23 protein-coding genes and 1 pseudogene are annotated in these 18,062 nt (G+C 67.5%); 6 read left to right on the top strand and 18 right to left on the bottom strand.

The window, feature by feature from the left end:
* Nucleotides 1-2: 2 nt before the first annotated feature.
* The 10 genes and pseudogenes from AC23D6_RS14925 to AC23D6_RS14880 all read right to left on the bottom strand — a co-directional run bounded on the left by AC23D6_RS14925 (nt 3) and on the right by AC23D6_RS14880 (nt 8,122).
* Nucleotides 3-1,055: a glycosyltransferase family 4 protein gene (locus AC23D6_RS14925; RefSeq protein ID WP_487750003.1), complete on the bottom strand. Its 1,053-nt coding sequence runs from the start codon at nt 1,053-1,055 to the stop codon at nt 3-5.
* Between the two features lie 68 nt (nt 1,056-1,123).
* Nucleotides 1,124-2,443, bottom strand: a pseudogene (locus AC23D6_RS14920) (alpha,alpha-trehalose-phosphate synthase (UDP-forming)); the annotation flags it as partial.
* Nucleotides 2,440-3,201 (bottom strand): trehalose-phosphatase, encoded by a 762-nt coding sequence (otsB, locus tag AC23D6_RS14915; protein WP_487750002.1) that lies wholly within the window; start codon nt 3,199-3,201, stop codon nt 2,440-2,442. The pseudogene AC23D6_RS14920 and the gene otsB, both read right to left, overlap by 4 nt.
* A 109-nt stretch (nt 3,202-3,310) precedes the next feature.
* Complete coding sequence (locus tag AC23D6_RS14910) at nt 3,311-3,490, bottom strand: hypothetical protein (RefSeq protein ID WP_487750001.1); 180 nt, start codon at nt 3,488-3,490, stop codon at nt 3,311-3,313.
* Between the two features lies 1 nt (nt 3,491).
* Nucleotides 3,492-3,803 (bottom strand): hypothetical protein, encoded by a 312-nt coding sequence (locus tag AC23D6_RS14905; protein WP_487750000.1) that lies wholly within the window; start codon nt 3,801-3,803, stop codon nt 3,492-3,494.
* Between the two features lie 10 nt (nt 3,804-3,813).
* Complete coding sequence (locus AC23D6_RS14900) at nt 3,814-4,047, bottom strand: hypothetical protein (protein WP_487749999.1); 234 nt, start codon at nt 4,045-4,047, stop codon at nt 3,814-3,816.
* A 14-nt stretch (nt 4,048-4,061) separates the two neighbouring features.
* Entirely contained in the window at nt 4,062-5,225 is a 1,164-nt protein-coding gene (locus tag AC23D6_RS14895) for a zinc-dependent alcohol dehydrogenase (protein ID WP_487749998.1), read from the bottom strand.
* A gap of 21 nt (nt 5,226-5,246) precedes the next feature.
* Nucleotides 5,247-6,332, bottom strand: a complete 1,086-nt coding sequence (locus AC23D6_RS14890; RefSeq protein WP_487749997.1) for a BON domain-containing protein — start codon at nt 6,330-6,332, stop codon at nt 5,247-5,249.
* 292 nt (nt 6,333-6,624) lie between these two features.
* Nucleotides 6,625-6,819 carry a hypothetical protein gene (locus AC23D6_RS14885; RefSeq protein ID WP_487749996.1) on the bottom strand — a complete coding sequence of 65 codons (195 nt, stop codon included), beginning with the start codon at nt 6,817-6,819 and terminating at the stop codon, nt 6,625-6,627.
* Nucleotides 6,812-8,122, bottom strand: a complete 1,311-nt coding sequence (locus tag AC23D6_RS14880) for a sigma-54-dependent transcriptional regulator (RefSeq protein ID WP_487749995.1) — start codon at nt 8,120-8,122, stop codon at nt 6,812-6,814. Before AC23D6_RS14880 ends, AC23D6_RS14885 begins: the two co-directional genes overlap by 8 nt.
* A gap of 219 nt (nt 8,123-8,341) precedes the next feature.
* Between AC23D6_RS14880 and AC23D6_RS14875 the strand changes: the two genes are divergently transcribed.
* The gene (locus tag AC23D6_RS14875; RefSeq protein ID WP_487749994.1) at nt 8,342-8,932 is read left to right on the top strand and encodes a COG4315 family predicted lipoprotein; all 591 of its coding nucleotides are present in this window, start codon (nt 8,342-8,344) and stop codon (nt 8,930-8,932) included.
* Nucleotides 8,933-8,947: 15 nt separating this feature from the next.
* Here the strand turns inward: AC23D6_RS14875 and AC23D6_RS14870 are convergent, their stop codons facing one another.
* From AC23D6_RS14870 to AC23D6_RS14860, 3 genes are read right to left on the bottom strand one after another with little or no spacing between them, the layout of a single operon-like run.
* Entirely contained in the window at nt 8,948-9,070 is a 123-nt protein-coding gene (locus tag AC23D6_RS14870; protein ID WP_487749993.1) for a hypothetical protein, read from the bottom strand.
* Between the two features lie 2 nt (nt 9,071-9,072).
* On the bottom strand, nt 9,073-9,246 hold the full coding sequence (locus AC23D6_RS14865; protein ID WP_487749992.1) for a hypothetical protein: 174 nt from the start codon (nt 9,244-9,246) through the stop codon (nt 9,073-9,075).
* 4 nt (nt 9,247-9,250) lie between these two features.
* Nucleotides 9,251-9,697, bottom strand: a complete 447-nt coding sequence (locus tag AC23D6_RS14860; RefSeq protein WP_487749991.1) for an RES family NAD+ phosphorylase — start codon at nt 9,695-9,697, stop codon at nt 9,251-9,253.
* 213 nt (nt 9,698-9,910) lie between these two features.
* Here AC23D6_RS14860 and AC23D6_RS14855 point away from each other — a divergent pair, with 213 nt between their 5' ends.
* Entirely contained in the window at nt 9,911-11,305 is a 1,395-nt protein-coding gene (locus tag AC23D6_RS14855; RefSeq protein ID WP_487749990.1) for a sensor histidine kinase, read from the top strand.
* 22 nt (nt 11,306-11,327) lie between these two features.
* Here the strand turns inward: AC23D6_RS14855 and AC23D6_RS14850 are convergent, their stop codons facing one another.
* Together AC23D6_RS14850 and AC23D6_RS14845 are read right to left on the bottom strand one after the other, a co-directional pair.
* A complete protein-coding gene (locus tag AC23D6_RS14850) occupies nt 11,328-11,984 on the bottom strand; it encodes a DUF4142 domain-containing protein (RefSeq protein WP_487749989.1) in 657 nt (218 codons plus the stop codon).
* A 100-nt stretch (nt 11,985-12,084) separates the two neighbouring features.
* Entirely contained in the window at nt 12,085-12,207 is a 123-nt protein-coding gene (locus AC23D6_RS14845) for a hypothetical protein (RefSeq protein WP_487749988.1), read from the bottom strand.
* Between the two features lie 159 nt (nt 12,208-12,366).
* Between AC23D6_RS14845 and AC23D6_RS14840 the strand changes: the two genes are divergently transcribed.
* Entirely contained in the window at nt 12,367-12,531 is a 165-nt protein-coding gene (locus tag AC23D6_RS14840) for a hypothetical protein (RefSeq protein WP_487749987.1), read from the top strand.
* A 17-nt stretch (nt 12,532-12,548) separates the two neighbouring features.
* Here the strand turns inward: AC23D6_RS14840 and AC23D6_RS14835 are convergent, their stop codons facing one another.
* The 3 genes from AC23D6_RS14835 to AC23D6_RS14825 form a co-directional block, all read right to left on the bottom strand.
* Entirely contained in the window at nt 12,549-12,914 is a 366-nt protein-coding gene (locus AC23D6_RS14835; RefSeq protein ID WP_487749986.1) for a response regulator, read from the bottom strand.
* A gap of 172 nt (nt 12,915-13,086) precedes the next feature.
* Nucleotides 13,087-13,953: an SDR family oxidoreductase gene (locus AC23D6_RS14830; protein ID WP_487749985.1), complete on the bottom strand. Its 867-nt coding sequence runs from the start codon at nt 13,951-13,953 to the stop codon at nt 13,087-13,089.
* A 114-nt stretch (nt 13,954-14,067) separates the two neighbouring features.
* Nucleotides 14,068-14,457: a sensory rhodopsin transducer gene (locus AC23D6_RS14825; RefSeq protein WP_487749984.1), complete on the bottom strand. Its 390-nt coding sequence runs from the start codon at nt 14,455-14,457 to the stop codon at nt 14,068-14,070.
* Nucleotides 14,458-14,576: 119 nt separating this feature from the next.
* On the opposite strand from AC23D6_RS14825, the gene AC23D6_RS14820 reads away from it, so the two are divergent.
* From AC23D6_RS14820 to AC23D6_RS14810, 3 genes are all read left to right on the top strand, one after another.
* The gene (locus AC23D6_RS14820; protein WP_487749983.1) at nt 14,577-15,536 is read left to right on the top strand and encodes a TIGR03885 family FMN-dependent LLM class oxidoreductase; all 960 of its coding nucleotides are present in this window, start codon (nt 14,577-14,579) and stop codon (nt 15,534-15,536) included.
* 3 nt (nt 15,537-15,539) lie between these two features.
* Nucleotides 15,540-17,789 carry an amylo-alpha-1,6-glucosidase gene (locus AC23D6_RS14815; RefSeq protein ID WP_487749982.1) on the top strand — a complete coding sequence of 750 codons (2,250 nt, stop codon included), beginning with the start codon at nt 15,540-15,542 and terminating at the stop codon, nt 17,787-17,789.
* Nucleotides 17,790-17,879: 90 nt separating this feature from the next.
* Complete coding sequence (locus tag AC23D6_RS14810; protein ID WP_487749981.1) at nt 17,880-18,056, top strand: DUF3606 domain-containing protein; 177 nt, start codon at nt 17,880-17,882, stop codon at nt 18,054-18,056.
* Nucleotides 18,057-18,062 lie beyond the last annotated feature (6 nt).

Here is an 18,062-nt window from a genome sequence, read left to right as displayed (position 1 = left end):
CCTCAGGCCTTCATGCGCCGGGGCGTGCCCTCCACCATCCGCAGATAGAGGTCTTCGTAATCGCGCGCCATGCGGATCGCATCGAAGCGCTGCTCGAAACAGCGACGTACCGCACCGCGGTCCATGCCCCGGCACCGCGCGACGGCCTCGACCCCTTCCTCGATGCTGTCGACGATGCAGCCGCTGATGCCTTCGTCGATCACTTCGGGCACCGAACCTTCGCGCCAGGCGATCACCGGCGTCCCGCACGCCATTGCCTCGATCATCACCAGGCCGAAAGGCTCGGGCCAATCGATGGGAAACAGCAGCGCGGCGGCGTTGCCGAGGAATTCCGGCTTGCCGGCGTCATCGATCTCGCCCACGAACTCGACGCCGCCACCGGCCACCATGGGCTCGATCGTCTCGTGGAAGTAGCGCTTGTCGGCCGCATCCACCTTCGCGGCGATGCGCAGAGGCAGGCCGGCCTGGAGCGCGATCTCGATGGCGCGGTCGGGCCGCTTCTCGGGGGATATGCGGCCCAGGAAGGCGAGATAGTCGCCGCGCGGGCGCGCAGGCGGCGTCAGCAGCGTCGTGGGCATCCCGTGGTAGATCGTCTGCCACCAACTGGCCCAGGGCAGCGGCAAGCGCTGGTGATCGGAAATGGACACCAGGGGGTACTGCGACCACCGCCGATACGCTTGCGGCAAATCCTGCTTGTCCTGGCGCCCGTGCAGGGTGAAGACGCACTTGTGGGCGATGTCTTCGAACAGGGGCAGGGGTAGCAGATCGATGTGGAAGTGGAGCACGTCGAACTCGTCCGCCCGCTCCCGGATGCCATGTAACATGGCCAGATGCGCCGCCATCGCCGACTTCAATGGCGCTGGATCGAGCCGCAGGGCGATATCCCGAAAGCTGGTGAGGTTGGCCGAAGTGACGGAGTCGCCGCTGGCGAACAGGGTCACATGGTGACCCCGCGCCACCAGGGCTTCGGTCAGGTAGGACACCACGCGCTCCGTGCCGCCGTACAGCTTCGGAGGCACGGATTCGAACAACGGGGAGACTTGCGCGATCCTCATGACGCGGCACCTTCCGTCAGCGGTGCGAGCGTGGGAAAGCCTTTCGACGGCAGGTCCGCAGGCGTGGTGTTGGCCTGAAGCTGCTCAAGGAACGCCTTCGCCCACGAGGCGATATCGTGGCGACGCAGCGTGTCCATCATCGCGGCCCACCGCTCGCGGCGCTCCGGCTTGGCCATGTGGCGGGCCATGTCGATGGCCTCCGCCATTTCGCCGGCATCGTGGGGATTGACGAGCAGGGCCTCGGTCAGCGTATCGGCGGCACCGGCGAAGCGCGAGAGGACCAAGACACCCGGGTCGTGCGGGTCCTGCGCCGCCACATACTCCTTCGCCACGAGGTTCATGCCGTCGCGCAGCGGCGTGACCAGCGCCATGTCGGCCATGCGGTAGAAACCGGCCAGCACCTCATGGGGGTAGGTATGGTTGACGTAACGCAGCGGTGTCCAGTCCGGGCGCGCGTGGCGACCGTTGATGTGGCCGGCGACACGCTCCAACTCCTCGCGCAGGGCCCGGTATTCCGGCACGTCTTCGCGGCTGGGGGGCGCGATCTGCAGGTAGGTCAACGCGCCGGCGGCATCGGGATGGGTATCGAGGAAGTGGCCGAATGCATGGAAGCGTTCGGGCAGGCCCTTCGAGTAGTCCAGCCGATCGACACCGATCGCCAGACGTCGGTCCGACAGGCTCTGCCGGAGCGCCGAAACCGCCTCCCGGCCTGCGCTGGACACCGCATCGCGCGCCACCTGGTCCACGTCGATGCCGATCGGAAACGCGGCCACCGTGCAGTCCGGTGCCTCAAGGCCCATGCGCGCGAAGTACTGCCGCAGGTTGTCCGCGTCCGCCTCGGTCTGCACGCCGACCAGGTCGTAGTCGGCCAGTGCCCCGAACACCTCGCGGTGCTCGGGCAGCATGCACAGCACATCCCACGAGGGGAGGGGGATGTGCAGGAAGAAACCGATCCGCTGCTGCAGGCCGCGTGCGCGCAACGCTCGGGCGAGTGGGATCAGGTGATAGTCGTGCACCCACACCTCGTCATCGCCGCGGAGCTCGCGTGCGAGTGCGTCGGCGAAGCGGTCGTTGACGGCCAGGTAGCGCGCGTACTCGTCGCGATCGAAATGGATCAGGTCCACGCGGTAGTGCAGCAAGGGCCACAGCGCGCGGTTGGCGAACCCGTGGTAATAGCCTTCGAAATCGTGTTCCGGCAGATCGAGCAGGCAGAACCGGATGCCATCGCCGATCTGCACGCGGGGCGACCCTTCGCCGAAGGCGCCACTCCACCCGAACCACACGCCGCGGCGCTGTCGCAGCACGCCATGCAGCGCAACGGCGAGCCCGCCGGCCTGTGCAGTGCCGGGACAGGCGACCCGGTTGGATACGACGAACAATCTGCTCACGCGTAGTTCTCCTTGAAATGTTCCGCTCCCGATTTCTCGAGCCATGCCAGGACCGCCGTTGCGTCGCCAAGCGCAAAGCGCGCCACGCTCTCGCGCTCCGGACCGACGAGGATGCTCACCCCACCGAGTGCATTGACCGCGGCGAAGCCCGGCTCGTCGGCGGGGTCGTCGCCTGCGAACACAGGTACCCGGCCGGCGAACGGCGCTGCCGTCATGAAGGCGCTGATGGCCTTCCCTTTATCCATGCCATGCGGCCGGATCTCGATGCCGTGCGCACCGACATGCAGTCGATGCGACGGCATGTGTTCGGCGATGCGGTGGGCGAGTCGGGTGAACACTTCGGCCGCCTCGGGCGCCGCGCGCCAGTGCAGGTACAAACAGGGGCCGTGCGCCTCCACTCGCGCGCCAGGATGCTGGTCGGCGATAGCCTGGGCCTCAGCCACCCAGGTTTCACCCACCATCACGCACTCGGCACCGGCTAGTGACGGACGTGTCTGCAGCCCGTGCAGGCCTGCGGCGTGCGGTGTAACCCACGGGTGCATGAGCGCGTCCAGTGCGACCAGGCTGCGGCCGGTCACCAGGGCCAGGGCACCGCCCAGACGCGACTGCAGGTGGGCAAGTACCGGCGCGACGCGCGCATCGAGTACGACCGCCTCCGGGGTGGGCGCGTGATGGGTGAGTGTTCCATCCACGTCGAGGAACAGCGCCGCATCATCGCGCAACAACGGGGGAGTTCGATCGGTTCCGGTGACTTCCATGGAAGCCAAGTTACGCGATGCGGCGTGATACTGATGTGGAGTCGTTTGTAAAGATGAACGAGCGCTGCCGTGTGCATGAAAACGCGATACGCAGCGCTGTTTGTCCACGTCAATCGGGCGTCTTGGCGGGCACGAACGGCGAGACCGGATCGCTCGCGGGGAACGTCTCCTCCAGTGCCTCATCCTGGTTATCGCTGGCATGCTCCTTCCGCGCGCGGCGTTGCGTCGCGGATTCCTCGCATGCGCGATCCTCGTCGTTCGCGGGGGGATCCTTGCGGTCCCTGGCCATGTCAGCCGCCGATCATGATCGGAAGTGCAGGGCTGCGATTGGCCAGGCGGCGCCGTAGCGCGACCAGCGTCACCAGCTGCGATGCCCGCTGCTTGGTCCAGCGGGCCCCCCAACGCATGCCCGCCGCAGGCGATCGCACCGCGACGACCTGCGGGAGCTGCGCCGCCTCCAGCAGATGGACTTCGACGACCCACCCATGGCGCTGCCGGCGTACCTCCAGCACTTCCACGTTGTCCAGGAACAGGCGCCGGCGACCTTCCTCCTCGGTCCAACGGAAGCAATCCGGCAGTTTCGATGGCAAGGCGGTGCTCATGTCAGCGCCCTCATGCGCGGTCGACCATGCCGGGCTCGCCGGAGGCGGCGGCGCAATGCGCACAGCAAAACATGCGGCCGTCCGCTTCGTTGCCATGGCCGAGGATCCGGCAGCCGCAGTGGCTGCACGTCGGGGCGAACGCGTGGATGGCGCACTCGAAGGCATCGAAGGTACCGCGTCGCCCCTCCTGTTCGATCGTGAAGGTCTTGTCGTAACTGTTCCCGCATACATCGCAGCGTGCCATGTTGTTCTCCTCGCTCACGGGGTGAGGACGACCTTCCGGCAGTCGTCTTCCTTGTCGTTGAACATCGCGTAGCCCTGCGCTGCCTCGGACAGCGACAGGCGATGCGAAATGATGGCCTCGGGCCGCAACATGCCTTCCTGGATCGCCTGCAGCAGCTCGGGCAGGAAGCGTTGGACATGCGTCTGCCCCATGGCGAAACGCAGGCCCTTGTCGAAGGCGTCGCCGAACAGGAACCCATGGATGAAGCCGGCATACACGCCAGGTACGCTGATGATGCCGCCGCGGCGGCAGGCGGCGATGCACTGGCGCAAAGCCTTGCCGCTGCTGCCCTCCAGCTTCACCGCGGTCAGCAGGGTTTCGGTCGTCGATCCTTTGGCCTCGAAGCCGACGGCATCGATGCAGGCATCCACGCCGCGGCCGCCCGTGGCATCCACGATCCGTTCGGCAGGGTCGTCTTCCTCGTCGAAGTTGATCGGATGCACGCCATAGGTCCGCGTCGCGAACGCGAGCCGGTAGTCGTGGTGGTCGACCATGAAGATCCGCTCGGCGCCCAACATGCGGCAGCATGCGGCCGCCATCTGTCCGACGGGGCCCGCCCCGAAAATGGCCACGGTCGCACCCGGCTTGATGTCCGCATTGACCGCGGCCTGATAGCCCGTGGGAAGAATGTCCGACAGGAACAGCACCTGTTCGTCCGTCAGGCCATCGGGAATCTTCAAGGGTCCGACGTTGGCCTTCGGCACGCGCACGAACTCGGCCTGGCCACCCGGAATGCCGCCGTACAACGCGCTGTACCCGAACAGCGCGGCGGGCGGCGTGATGTGCTTGCGGTTCAGGATCGCGCCGCGCCCCGTGTTCGTCGTCTCGCAGGCGGCGTACTCGCTCAGTTTGCAGAAGAAGCATTCGCCGCAGGCGATCACGAAGGGCACGACGACGCGATCACCGCGCGACAGCGCCGTCACCGCAGGCCCCACCTCCTCGACCACGCCCATGAACTCGTGGCCGAGGATGTCGCCATCGCGCATTCCCGGAATCTTGCCGCGGAAGATGTGCAGGTCCGAGCCGCAGATGGCGGTGGCCGTGATCCGCAGGATGACATCGTCGGCATCCTGCAGGGCAGGGTCCGGCACCTGCTCAACCCGCACGTCCTTGCTGCCGTGATACGTCAATGCACGCATGGCGCTCTCCTTGCAGTGGGGTCAGTGCGGCGTGCCGACCTGGCTCGACGCCGCGCCGCTTTCCGGCTGGGCGTTGCGGTCCTTGGTCCCGCCGCGGCTCGCGGAAGCGCTCCGTTCGGTGCCTGCGGCCTGCGCGGCGCCGACGCGGATCTCGTTGCGCACGTCGCTGACGCCGCTGCAGGCATCGGCGATGTCTTCGGCACGGTGCTTCATCCAGCGACTCTCCACGGTGCCCTGCAGCGTGGCCACGCCATCCCGGACTTCCACGGTGATGTGGGTCGCATCGAGCATCGCGTCTTCGGTGAGGCGCTCGTTGAGATCTTCGGTGATGCGCTCGTCGGAGCGCCGGTATCCCTTCGGTCCATGCCCGCGGAAACGCCCTTGCGTTTCCTGGCCACTTTGCGAGCCGCCGTAGGCCTGGCCCATGCCGTCGTCGCGACCGCCGTACTCACCGTAGCCGCCGTGGCCGGTGCGGGAGGCACCAGCGCGACCGTATTCCTGTTCCGCGCCGCCTTGGCGCGACTGCCGGTTGGCGTCGTAGCCGTGCTCGCCGGCGTGGGTGCGGCCGCTTCCGTATTGGCCGTAGCCGCCCTGACCGAGGTCAGGCTGGCCGTAACTGCCTTGGCCCAGGTTCTGGTCGGGATTGCGGCTGGGGCCTTGACGGCCCTGGCTGTAGCCGCCGACGCCGCGCGCACCGAACATGCCATCCTCGTCGTCGTCCATGCCGCGCATGCCCGCATAGCGCGAGCCGCTGCCGTAGTACAGGTCTTCGTCATACCCACGCGATCCGGCTTGTTCACGTCCTGGCTGGGGGCCGAACGGAGCGTGTTGGCCCTGTTCGCCGCGACGCTGGAAACTTTCTTCGCGCCCGTCTTCACGCCCGTCGCTGCCCGACGACCGCCAGTTCCTGCCGGTTGCACGCTGCGTATCGCGCGTCTGCTCGTCATCGCGCTGCGGTTGACGGCCCTGGCCGTAATACTGCTCGTTCCGATTCATGTCTTCCCTCCGGTTGTCCCACCATGCGCGGCTGGTATCCACCAGGCGCGCAGCCAATGTCTGCAGCTCGCCGAATGCGGCTCTCAGTTCGGTTCCTACGTGCTTGTCCACACTTGTCTCCTTGTCGTGCCGTGAACTGTCTACGCAAGGGCCGTGCCAGTGCGGGAGGCCGTTGTTGAGCCGCGCAAAGGCCGTCGGAAGGAACGAGGCGATGAAAGATGTGCGTGCGCATGCAGATGTTTCCGAGGCGTACCGCGAGCAGTACGCACGCACGAGATCCACGGGACTGGCACGCGTATTGCGTCCGTCCGCCTGCCCCCTGTGGAGCAGAGCGCCATGCACCGATCGGTCTTCCCCGTTGTCATCACCTGCACCGACGCGGCGGCATCCGCCAGCGCGCCGATCAGTCGATGGCCGGCGGTGTTTGCTGCGCGAGGGCGAGAAGATCAGCGCAGCGGAGCGCGGCGCGCTCCAGGCGGTCGAGCGCCTCCGTCAGGTCGGCGCGATCCAGCGACTGGAGCTCGCTACGGAGCATCAGCATGCCGACCGTCAATACATTGAGCTCGTTGCGCAGCGCATGGAGCCAATGCTCATCCATGGTCGTGCGGGCGCCGCCGCGCGAGATGGTTATGGATGGTCCTGACGCTCACCCCCAGACTGCGTGCCGCCGCCGTCTTGTCGCCGCCATGGAAGGCAAGTGTGCGCTGGAGCATCGCGGCCTCGACCTCATGGAAGGTCATGCCGATACGGAAGCGGAGCTCGCCCGCATCGTCGACCCCCGGTGGACGGAGCACGCCGGCCAGCGGCCTGACATGCACGGCGGCATCGGTCGCCCGCAGATACGCGTATTCGGTTGCCGCGCGCAACTCCCGTACGTTGCCGGGCCACGCATGTCGACGCAGCTGCGCGACACAGGCGGGGTCGAGATGCTTGTCGGCACCTGCTTCGCGATTCAATGCATGGATGAATCGCCGCGCCAGCAGTTCGATGTCCTCGCCGCGGCATCGCAGCGGGGGCAGCGTGATGGGATAGCGCGCCAGCCGGTAATACAGATCCTCGCGCACGCCGGCGGGAACGGGGTTGCCGTGTCGGTGGGTGGCGGCGACGATCCGCACGTCCGTCGGAATCTCCTCGGTGCCGCCCACGCGCACCACGCAGCCGGTTTCCAGCACGCGCAACAGGTAGACCTGCAGGCTGGCGGGCATCTCGCCGATTTCGTCGAGGAAGAGCGTGCCGCCAGAGGCCTGTTCGAAGTGGCCCAAGTGCCGGGACGTCGCGCCGGTGAACGATCCGCGCTCATGCCCGAACAACTGGCTCGCCAGGAGATCCGCGGGCACGGCGCCGCAGTTGACGCTGATCAGCCTGCCGCGACGACCGCTTTGCCGGTGCAGCGCGCGCGCGACGAGTTCCTTGCCGGTGCCTGTTTCGCCGGTGACCAGAACGCTGAGCGACGTCGCTGCGACGCGGGCGATCTCCTCCCTGACCTCCGCCATCGCCACGCATTCGCCGACCAGCGTATCCGCCTGCGCCTGCCTTGCGATGCGGCGCTGGTCGAAGCGCGCCTTGGCTCCCCGCAGCAGGCGCTCGAGGGCCTCCGTGCGGAGCGGCTTGCCGAGGAATTCCGTCGCGGAACTCGATACTGCGCGTCGGATCTCTTCGCGGTTGTCGGTCCCCGACACGAAGACGATTTGTCCGCCACGTCCGGAGGGGAGGCGTTCCAGCACGTCCAGTCCCGTGCCGTCAGGCAGGGCCATGTCGAGCATGGTCAGCTCCGGGTCGTGCCGCGCGAGCCATGGACTGGCTTCCGCGACGCTATGGAACTGGCACGCCTCGAATCCTTTGCGCTGCGCGAAGCCGGCCAGGAATGCGCTGAAGTCCTGGTCGTCGTCGACGATGGCCAACGTGGGAGCAACCACCCTGCACCTCCTGTGGAATTCGCATTGGTATAGGGGAAAGGCCGTGACCGTGGCGCGAACGACGTTCAGGGATGTGTGCAAGCGTGAATAAGCTGCACACCCTGCAAGATCTGCGCGCGTGCTGAAGCGCGCGGGTCGATATCGCGGGTCTACCGGCTGGCATGCAACTTGCGCATCGCTCATCCCGGACCGGACGAGGTGTGCATGAAGACGATGGCGTGGACGATCGTGGTCAGCTCCGCCCTGCTTGCCGCAGCGTGCAAGGAGGAACAGCGCTTGGCGCCCGACGACACACAGGCAGCGACCCGCTCCGCGCCCACCGAGCGCGCGCCGCCCACACCCGTGATGCCGGAAGGCACCGGGGCCGCAAACGGCGACGCCGCAGGGCGCGCGATGCTGAAGTTGTCGCAGGGAAGCCCTTCGTATCTTGTGGACGCAAGCGGTGCGTCGCTGTACTTCCTCGAAGGCAATGCGCAGGGCACGCGGTGCGACGCCACCTGCGAGCAAGCCTGGCCGCCGGTCGTGGCCGGCGACGCCGGCACGATGGAGGGTGTGCAATCCGGCCTGCTGGGTCGACTGCAACGGGCGGATGGCCGCACGCAACTGACCTACGCGCGACAGCCGCTGTACCGGTATGCCGGCGACGCGGGGGCAGGACGCACCTCGGGCCACGGGGTCAGCGACAAGTGGGGACAGTGGGCGCTGATGGCGCCGGACGGCCACGCGCTGGCGCACGATCCGCCCATGGAAAACCCCGCCGAGCGCACTTCGCCGACGAGCGACGACGTCCCTTGACGCGTAGCCGCGACGTCAAGCGTCCTCGTCTTCTTCCTCGTCGTCTTCGGAAAGCGCGGCGTTCTGGCGGCTGTTTTGGGTAATGCCCGTCATCTCGTCGGCCAGGGCGTAATCGCCCGCGACCTGCAGGAGTGCCATGGTCAGCGCGGCGTGGGCTTCGCTGGGCGTATCGTATTCGCATACAGGTCGTCGACGGCCGGCTCGAGGCGTGCCCGGACGCCTTCGGTGTCGGTATCGGCCGCATCCTGCAAGGTCATCGCCAGAAAGGCGTTCAACTTGCTGTACACGCCCGGCGGAAGCGTCAGCGGCTGCATGGGTTCACGCCAGCCGGCTATCTAGCCGGAACGCTTCGGTGAAGTCGACGGCAAGGCCGCCGAATGCCGGGTGCGACGGATTGATGAGCAGGTTGTGCGAGGCGGGCGCCAAGACGCTCGGGACCCTGAGGGCGACGCTGCGCCGCTCGTCCAGCCATCGATCGCCGAGCGCCTGGACGTCCGGGCGATACGGGCGCTCACGCCAACCGTCGGGCAGACGCTCCAGCACCACGACATCGGCAGCGCCCAAGGCCATGCGGGCGCACGCGAGCGCATCGGGCAGGGAGCTTTGCCGATGGGCCAGGAATTCGAGCAGCGCGGTCGACGCCGTGCAGGAGGCATAGACCACCGGCCGGCCCGCGCTTGTCCAGCGCCCGGCCATGGCGTGCGCCTCGAACGGTATACGGTTCGCTTCGTGGGCGATGACCTGGAATGCGGTCACGGTGTCCATCGCGGGCCTCGGCAAAGCATCAGGTTCGAGACTAGGCAGGCATGCGGTAACAGGATGTCATCGGCATGCTCACCCGCTCTGCACGCCGGCAAAAAGCTGGCGTTTCGCGGTTTTCGCGGGCGCAACGCGTGGTACGAAGCCCTGGCTTTCACGGTTCAACGACGTCGTGCCGCAAACAATCGGCGGTTACGGCGCGAGCAACAGGGTCGAACGATGGATGAAGCAGGCCAGGTCAGTGAGGAGCGCCTTCAACTCGCCCTCAAGGCGGGAGGACTCGCCAGCTGGGATTGGAACATCCAGACCGGCGAAGTGATCTGGTCGGACGAGCACTACCGCATCCAGGGATATCGCCCGGGTGAGGTCATGCCGAGCCTCCAGGCCTGGCTGGACCGCGTGCATCCCGACGACCGCGAGGAGGCGGTGCGCGTGCTGCAGGACGCGCAGCACCGCCAGACCGACTACGCGCACCGGCTTCGCGTCATGTGGCCCGACGGAACGGTGCGGACATGCGCGGCGCGCGGCTTCTATTACTACGACGATGCCGGCAATGCGACCCGCATGATCGGAGTGATGGAGGATGTCACCGAGCAGTTGGCCGCCGAACGCCTGCTGCGCGAAAGCGAGGCCCGCTTCCGCCAGTTCGGTGACGCATCGTCCGACGTCCTGTGGATCCGCAACGCGGAGACATTGCGGCTGGAATACCTCAGCCAGGCGTTCGATCACATCTACGGGCTGGACCATCGCGCCATGCTCGACCATCCGGAGCTGGACGGCTGGCTCGACCTGATCCTGCCCGAGGACCGGCACATCGTGCATACCGCTCTGGAGCGGGTGAAGGCAGGCGAGCGGGTGACCACGGAGTACCGCATCCGCCGCGGCGGCAACGGAGGCGTGCGCTGGATGCGCAATACCAAGTTTCCGTTGCGCGACGACAGCGGGGCAGTCGTCCGCATCGGCGGCATCGGCCACGATACGACCGCCGAGCGCGAAGCCTCCGACCGGATGCAGGTCATGGTGGCCGAGCTGCAGCACCGCACCCGCAACCTGATGGCGGTCGTGCAGTCCATCGCGTCCAAGACCCTGCGCGAGAGCGGCACGCTGGTGGACTTCGAGACGACCTACCTGGACCGGCTGGGCGCCGTGGCGCGCGTGCACGGATTGTTGTCGCGCCTCCCCGAAGGCGACCGCGCGAGCTTCGACGACCTGTTGCACGAGGAACTGCGGGCGCACGGCGTCTCCGGCGACCAGGTCGAGCTGCGCGGGCCACCCGGCATTCGCCTGCGTTCCTCCAGCCTGCAGATATTCGCCCTGGCCCTGCATGAGCTGGCGACGAATGCGGTCAAGTACGGCGCCCTCTCTTCTCCGGAGGGGCGCCTGTCGATCCATTGGGCGCCGCATCGCTGGCCGGAAGGCGAAGAGGTATTGCGCGTGGAATGGACCGAAACGGGCGTGGAAGTGGACACCGCGACGCCCACGCTGGCCCGCGGCTACGGCCGGGAACTCATCGAGCGCGCGCTGCCGCACCAGTTGCGTGCGCGCACACGCTATTCCCTGACGCCTGGCGGCGTTCACTGCACGATCGAGGTGCCCCTGACGACGGAGCCCTGACCGTGCAGAACGCCGCGGCGGATCAGCGCGCCTGTCCCGCCAGCGCTTTCGCACGCTCCAGGTGTTCGGCCACGTGCCCGCGCGTACTCGCAAGGTGGTCGCGTACGGCCTGGGTGGTGGCGGCGGGGATGAGCGCGCCATCGAGCGCAGCAAGGGCTTCGGTGTGTCCCTTGACCATGGCGTCGACGTAGGCTTTCGCATAGGCGTCGCCTGAGAGCGCATCCAGCTTCGCCAGTTCGGCTTCGCCCTTCTGCTGCTGCGCGCGGGCATCCGCACCGGCGGCGTCCGCGCCGAGGGCGCTGGTTCGGGTACGGTTTTCGCCGTGCTGGTCGATCATCATCTGCGCGTACGTGGCGATCTCGCCCTGCACGCCCTTGGCCAGGGCCTGCTTGCCTGCCGCGATTTCATGATCGTTGATCGCGTTCAGCACACCGAGTGCCGCACGTTCGGAAGGGGCCGCCGTCGCGGCGGAAGCGTCGGCAGTCGCATCGCTCGGCTGATCGGTCGCCGGCATCGCATCGGAGCCGGCAGCCGTATCGGGCGGGGTGGTGGTGGTCGGATCCACGGCGGGCACGTCGGCTGCTGCGGTCGCGTCGCCGTCATCGCGCCGCTCGTTGCAGGCAACGAGGGCAAGCGCGACGACGAGCGACGCCATCAGAACGGAGTAGCGGGGAGTCATGTCGGTCTCCAGGGTGGGGAGGGTGGATAGGTGCCTGCGTGTCCAGGCATTCGGCCAAGACGCCGGCACGCCGTTCCATCAGGGCGGCGTGCGGGCTGGGTCATTCCTCTTCGTCGTTGCCGCCGGGCGTACCTTGCCCTTCCTCGGCGGGTTGACGCTGGGGATCGTTCGGCTGGCGGCCGGGTTGTGCTTGCTGGGCGCGGGTGTCGCGTTGGGTCGTCATGAAGGTGTCCTCGGCGGCGGAATGCCGCAAGACCACTCTCGGCAACCCCGCATGAAGAGGTTGTCCGCGCCACGGCATCACGTCGGCACGACAGCGCGCGATGTATTCACCACGCCAAGACTGCCCGTGGCCATGCCACCTTCGAACCCCGAGGACACCATGTCGCTGCTCATCCATCCCGTCCTGCTCGGCAGCGTCGCCTATGGACTGGTGCTCGCCACGGTCACGTATCTGGCCGGCGCCGGAACGCGTGCGCGCGTGCGCTGGCTGACGACGGTCGGCGCGTTCTCGATTGCCGTGGGGGCAGGTGCCCAGTTCCTCTGAGGAAGGGGCACGGTTGTCTAATGCGTCGTGCCGCCCGTGCCGCCGTCGTGGAGCTCGACGCGATCCAGCGTCGAGCGGATGGAGGCCATGTCAAACGGCTTGCGCAGGTAGGAAAGCGAGCGGTACGCCTCCGGGAGCGCGCCGGTGTCGTAGCCCGTGATCAGGACCGCAGGGATGCCGCGCTGGGCGAGCGCATCGGCCAGCGGAAACGAATATTCCGACCCGAGGTTCACGTCCAGCAGCCCCACATCAGGCAGGTTGCCCGCGTCGATGGATTGCATGGCCTGCTGGACGCGAGCGAATGGTCCGACGACCTCGCCCCCCAACTGTTCGACCGCGTCCTGCAGGGCTGAGGCCAACAGGTACTCGTCCTCGACGATCATCACTTTTCGTCCTGCCAAGCGGCTAGCCATCCACGTCACTCCCTCACACTCCCGATCATGCTGCTCGTGCGTGCGTTAAGAATCTGCGTACGAGGCCACGCGTGTCGTCGCGTCCGCGTCGGTTAGCGTAACGGCTACCTGCGCGAGGATCACGAAGATGGCGCGCGCATTGTCACAACGTGACGGCGCCACCGGCGATCGTCAGCAGCGTGCCCGAGGTGTAGCTCGCGGTGTCCGCGGCCAGCATCACGTAAGCCGAGGCCAGCTCCGCTGGCTGGCCAGGACGTCCCATCGGTACGTGCCCGCCGAAGTCCTTGACCTCCTCTTCGGACATGCCAGCCGGAATGAACGGCGTCCAGATCGGGCCCGGGAGCACCGCGTTCACGCGGATGCCCTTCTCGGCGAGCGTGCCCGCCAGGCCGATGGTCAGGTTGGCGATGGCACCCTTGGTCGCCGCGTACGGCAGGATGTTGGGGCTGGGCTTCTTGGATTGCACCGAGGCCGTATTGATGATCGACGCGCCGGGCTGCAGGTGCGGGAGCGCCATGCGCACCAGGTTGAATGCCGCATGCACGTTGGTCGCGAACGTCTTCTCCCATTCTTCCAGCGTGATGTCCTCGAAGCGCTCGTAATACTTCTGGTAGGCGGCGTTGTTGACCAGCACATCGAGGCCGCCGAGGGCATCGACCGTGTCCTGGATCAGTTGTTCGGCCTGCGCGGGATCGCTGATGTCGCAGGGCAGCGTCGCCACCGTGCGGCCTTCTGCCTCCACCATCGCGGCGATCCGCGCCGCGTCTGCTTTCTCCGATGGCAGATGGGCGATGGCGACATCGGCGCCCTCCCGCGCATAGGCGATGGCCACCGCGGCACCGATACCGCTGTCGCCGCCGGTGATGAGGGCACGCTTGCCTTGCAGCACTCCATGCCCCACGTAGCTCTCCTCGCCGTGGTCGGGGCGGGGGTCCATCTTTTCCGTTTTGCCGGGGAACGATTGCTGCTGCGGCTTGAAGGGCGGCTTGGGGTAGTCGGGAATCGCCACGGGCATCTCCTGGGAAAGTATGTCTGCAGTCTGTCGGTTCGCACGTATAGCGACCGCGAACGCAACGAACGGATACGTGCACGCGCGTCTTACATTCGCACGCCTTGCGACGTGTCAGCAGGGATGCGCGAGCGACGTCATCAACGCGTTTTCCGCCTGTCGCGAGTCCAGGCGTGTGTACTGCACGACGACCGGCTCGCTGGACTCGACGATGCTGGCGTACGGTGTCGCACGCGGAATCGGCTCGGGATCGTCGAAATCGTTGTAACGCAGATGCACCGCTCGCCGTGGCGGCACCGTGTGCCGATACGGTCCGGCAGGGTCGCGGTCGGTATAGAAAATGGTGATCTCGACCCGCGCGTAGCGGTCGCCCGCGTTGAGGATGCAGCAGGCTTCATGGCTCTCCAGCTCCGGCGCAGGTCCATGGCTTTCACGCGGGATATAGCCCTCGGGGATCACCCAGCGGTGTGCGCCGATCGGTGGCGTCGCATGCGTTGTGCTCATCTGCAGTTCTCCGGTTACGAGGCGACGCTGCTGCGCCGCTCGTGATGAGGATGTGGACCGCCGCTTCACGAGGGCACCACAGCGCTTGCATGGATAGTGGAGACCAAGGAGATCTCCGGATGACGCTGATCGGTTACCACGCATCGCACGAACAATTCACGCCTGGCGCCTTGGTCGAGCATGTCGTCCGCGCCGAGCAGGCCGGCTTCGGCGGCGCCATGTGTTCCGACCATTTCCATCCGTGGAGCCAGGCGCAAGGACAGAGCGGTCACGCCTGGGTATGGCTCGGGGCGGCCATGGCGCGCACCCGCTTTCCGTTCGGCGTGGTCAACGCACCGGTCGGCCGCTACCACCCCATGGTGATTGCGCAGGCCGTCGCCACGCTGGGCTGCCTGTTCGGCGATCGCTTCTGGCTGGCGGCGGGCAGCGGCGAAGCCCTGAACGAATGGGCGGCGGGCGACGACTGGCCCACGAAGGACGTTCGCAACGCGCGGCTGCAGGACGCCGTGGATGTGATGCGCGCGCTGTGGCGCGGCGAACGCGTGAGCCACGACGGCCACTTCGCGGTGCGGGAGGCCGCGCTGTACAGCCGGCCCGCGCACATGCCCAAGGTCTACGTGGCGGCATTGACGCCCGATACCGCGCGCTGGGCCGCCACTTGGGCGGACGGCTTGATCACCGTCGCCGCGCCTGCGGCGCCGGTGCAGGAGGTGATCGAGGCCTTCCGCACGGGGGGCGGGCAGGGCAAGCCGGTGTCCCTGCAGGTCAAGCTTTCCTATGCGAAGCATGAGGACGAAGCGTTACAAGGAGCGCTCGATCAGTGGCGGACCAACGCGTTGCCGCCGGAGAAGACAGAAGCGCTGCGGACGCCGGAGGCATTCGAGCGGGCTGCGCGCGACGTGGGCGAGGCGGAGATCCGGAAGGCCGTGCACGTGAGCGCCCGCCTCGACGACCACCTCAACGCCCTTCGCGGCTACCTCGACCTGGAGATCGACGCCATGTACCTGCACAACGTAAATCGCGACCAGCAAGCCTTCATCGATGCATTCGGGCGCCACGTGCTGCCTGCGCTGGAGTGATGCATGCAGGACGGGACGACATTACCCTCGCACGATCAGGGCCTGGTCCACCTGCGCGCGCGTCCGCAGTGCCACATCATCACCCACGGCGAGACCGCCCTGGTCGCGGGTCCGGACGGCGAACTGCGGGCCGGCGAAGACCACGGTTTGTTCGTGCGGGAAACGCGGGTGTTGGCGGCGCATGCGTTGCGCGTGGGCGGACAGCGGCTGATCCCGGCGAGCCTGTCGCCCGCGCGCCAGGACCAGTGGCATGGCTATTACCTGGTCGCGCCGCGCGGCAAGGCGGGCGCCCCGCAGTCGCGACAGGGCGACGCGGCCAACGCAGGCCTGGAGCTCTTGCTCGTCCGCACGGTCGGTGAGGGGCTGCACGAGGACCTGCGCGTCAGCAACCACACGGACCGGGATGTCGAGATGGTGCTGGAACTGCGCGCGGACGGCGACTTCGTCGGTCAGGACGAGGCCGGGAATTCCGACACGTCCCGTGGTCGCGTCGTCCGCGCTGTGGCCGATACCCATGCGGCCGTCGATCGGCGCTGGCGCTATCGCGCACAGCGCAAGGATTCCGGCGACGGCCTCACCCGCACGCGGGAGATGACCCTGCGGTTGCAAGTCGATCACCCGGCCGAGCCGGCGGACGATCCTTGCCGGATCCGCTTCCGTCTCCGCCTGCCGGCGCGCGGAACATGGCACGCCTGCCTGCGTTGGGACGTGTCCATCGATGGCGATGCGCTGCCCTCACCGCCATGCCCCGGAGGGGACGCCGCTGCCTTGCGTGAACGCGTGCATCCTGCCTGGGTCGACGCATCGGTGCTCGCCGACGACGGGCGACGCAGTACGCAAGGTCCGCAGATCGATGTCGTCGGTCTGCTCGCACGCGCGCAGCGCGATCTGCACGCGCTGCGACTGCCGCGCTTCGATGCGGACGATGCCTGGACCGTGGCGGCGGGCGCGCCGGCCTACCTGGCGCTGTTTGGCCGCGACATGCTGACCACCGGCTGGCAATCCGCGCTGCTCGGCACCGAGATTCTGGCGCGCAGCCTGGGACTGATGGCCGAAATGCAGGGCACGCGCCGCGACGACTGGCGCGACGAGGCCCCCGGCCGCATGCTGCATGAGGCGCGCGAGGATCCGGCCGCGTGTCTCAACGAGCGGCCGACGGCGCGCTATTACGGCAGCCTCACCTCGTCCGGCCTGTTCCCGTTCGCGCTGGCACAACTCTGGGACTGGACGGGCGACCGTGCGCGCGTCGCCCCGCTGATCGAGCCGGCACTGCGCGCCCTCCGGTGGATGGACGAAGAGGCCTTGCAGGTGCCCGGGCCGTTCTACGCGGTGCGGACGCGCTCGTCCAAAGGGCTCGACAACCAGACATGGAAGGATTCGTCGGAGTCCATCGTGGACCTCGATGGCCGCGTGGTGCCGCAGCCGGTCGCGACCTGCGAGGAACAGGCCATCGTCTATGCATCCAAGCAGTCGTTTGCGGGCGTGCTCGAGAGTCTCGGCCGTCTGGACGAAGCACGCAGGCTGCGGCGCGAGGCCGACGAGCTGAAGCGCCGCTTCAACGAACGCTTCTGGCTGGAGGAGACCGGCTTTCTCGCCATGGCCCTGGACCCGAAGGGCCGCGCGATCCCCTCGATAGGATCGAATGCGCTGCGCTGCCTGGCCAGCGGCATCCTGGAACCGGCAATCGCGAAGAAGGTCGCCGAACGCGCCTTCGCGCCGGACATGTTCAGCGGCTGGGGCATCCGCACGCTTTCGTCGGCGCACGCCGCCTACAACCCGCATGGTTACCACGTCGGCACGATATGGCCGGTCGAGCATGGTCCGTTCGCCTTGGGCTTGCGGCGCTATGGCGCGATCGAGCAGTGCCATCGGCTGTGCATGGCCCAGTTCCAGCTCGCCGATCTGTGCGAAGGCCGGCGCCTGCCGGAATGCGTGAGCGGCCACGGACGCGATGCCCTGCATCCGTTTCCGGCGATCTACGTGGGCGCGAACGCGCCGCAGGCGTGGTCCGCCTCGACGCCGGTCGTGCTGGTGCAGGCGTTGCTCGGCATCCGCGCGCAGGCGGGCCACACGCTCTGGCTGGATCCGTGCCTGCCCGAGTGGCTGCCTGAGCTGCGCTTGCGCCGGCTACGGGTGGGCCAAGCGGTGGTGGATGTGCATTTCCAGCGCGACGCGCACGGCAGGACGCACTTCGACGTACTCGACGGCAGTGACGGCCTGCGCATCCGCCAGGGCGTTCCCGACGATCCCTGATGCGTGTTCGCGCCACGTCAAAGAATCGCATCACATCGTGACCACGCAGGTCCTTGTAACAAGATCACTGGCTTTCCAACGGAGTCCGCCATGAACGACGACCTTCGCAACACGGGATCGCCCGACCGCGACCGCATCAACGTCAACGAAGAACACGAGTTGCGCTACTGGTCCGAAGCGCTGGACATCACGCCCGAGCAGCTGCGCTCGGTGGTGGCCGCGGTCGGCACGTCGGTCGACGCCGTGCGTCGCCATCTCGGCGTGTGACGTTCG

The sequence above is a fragment of the Pseudoxanthomonas sp. G3 genome (assembly GCF_057654715.1).
The sequence above is the reverse complement of the archived record's forward strand: the minus strand, read 5'-3'. Positions and strand labels throughout refer to the sequence as shown.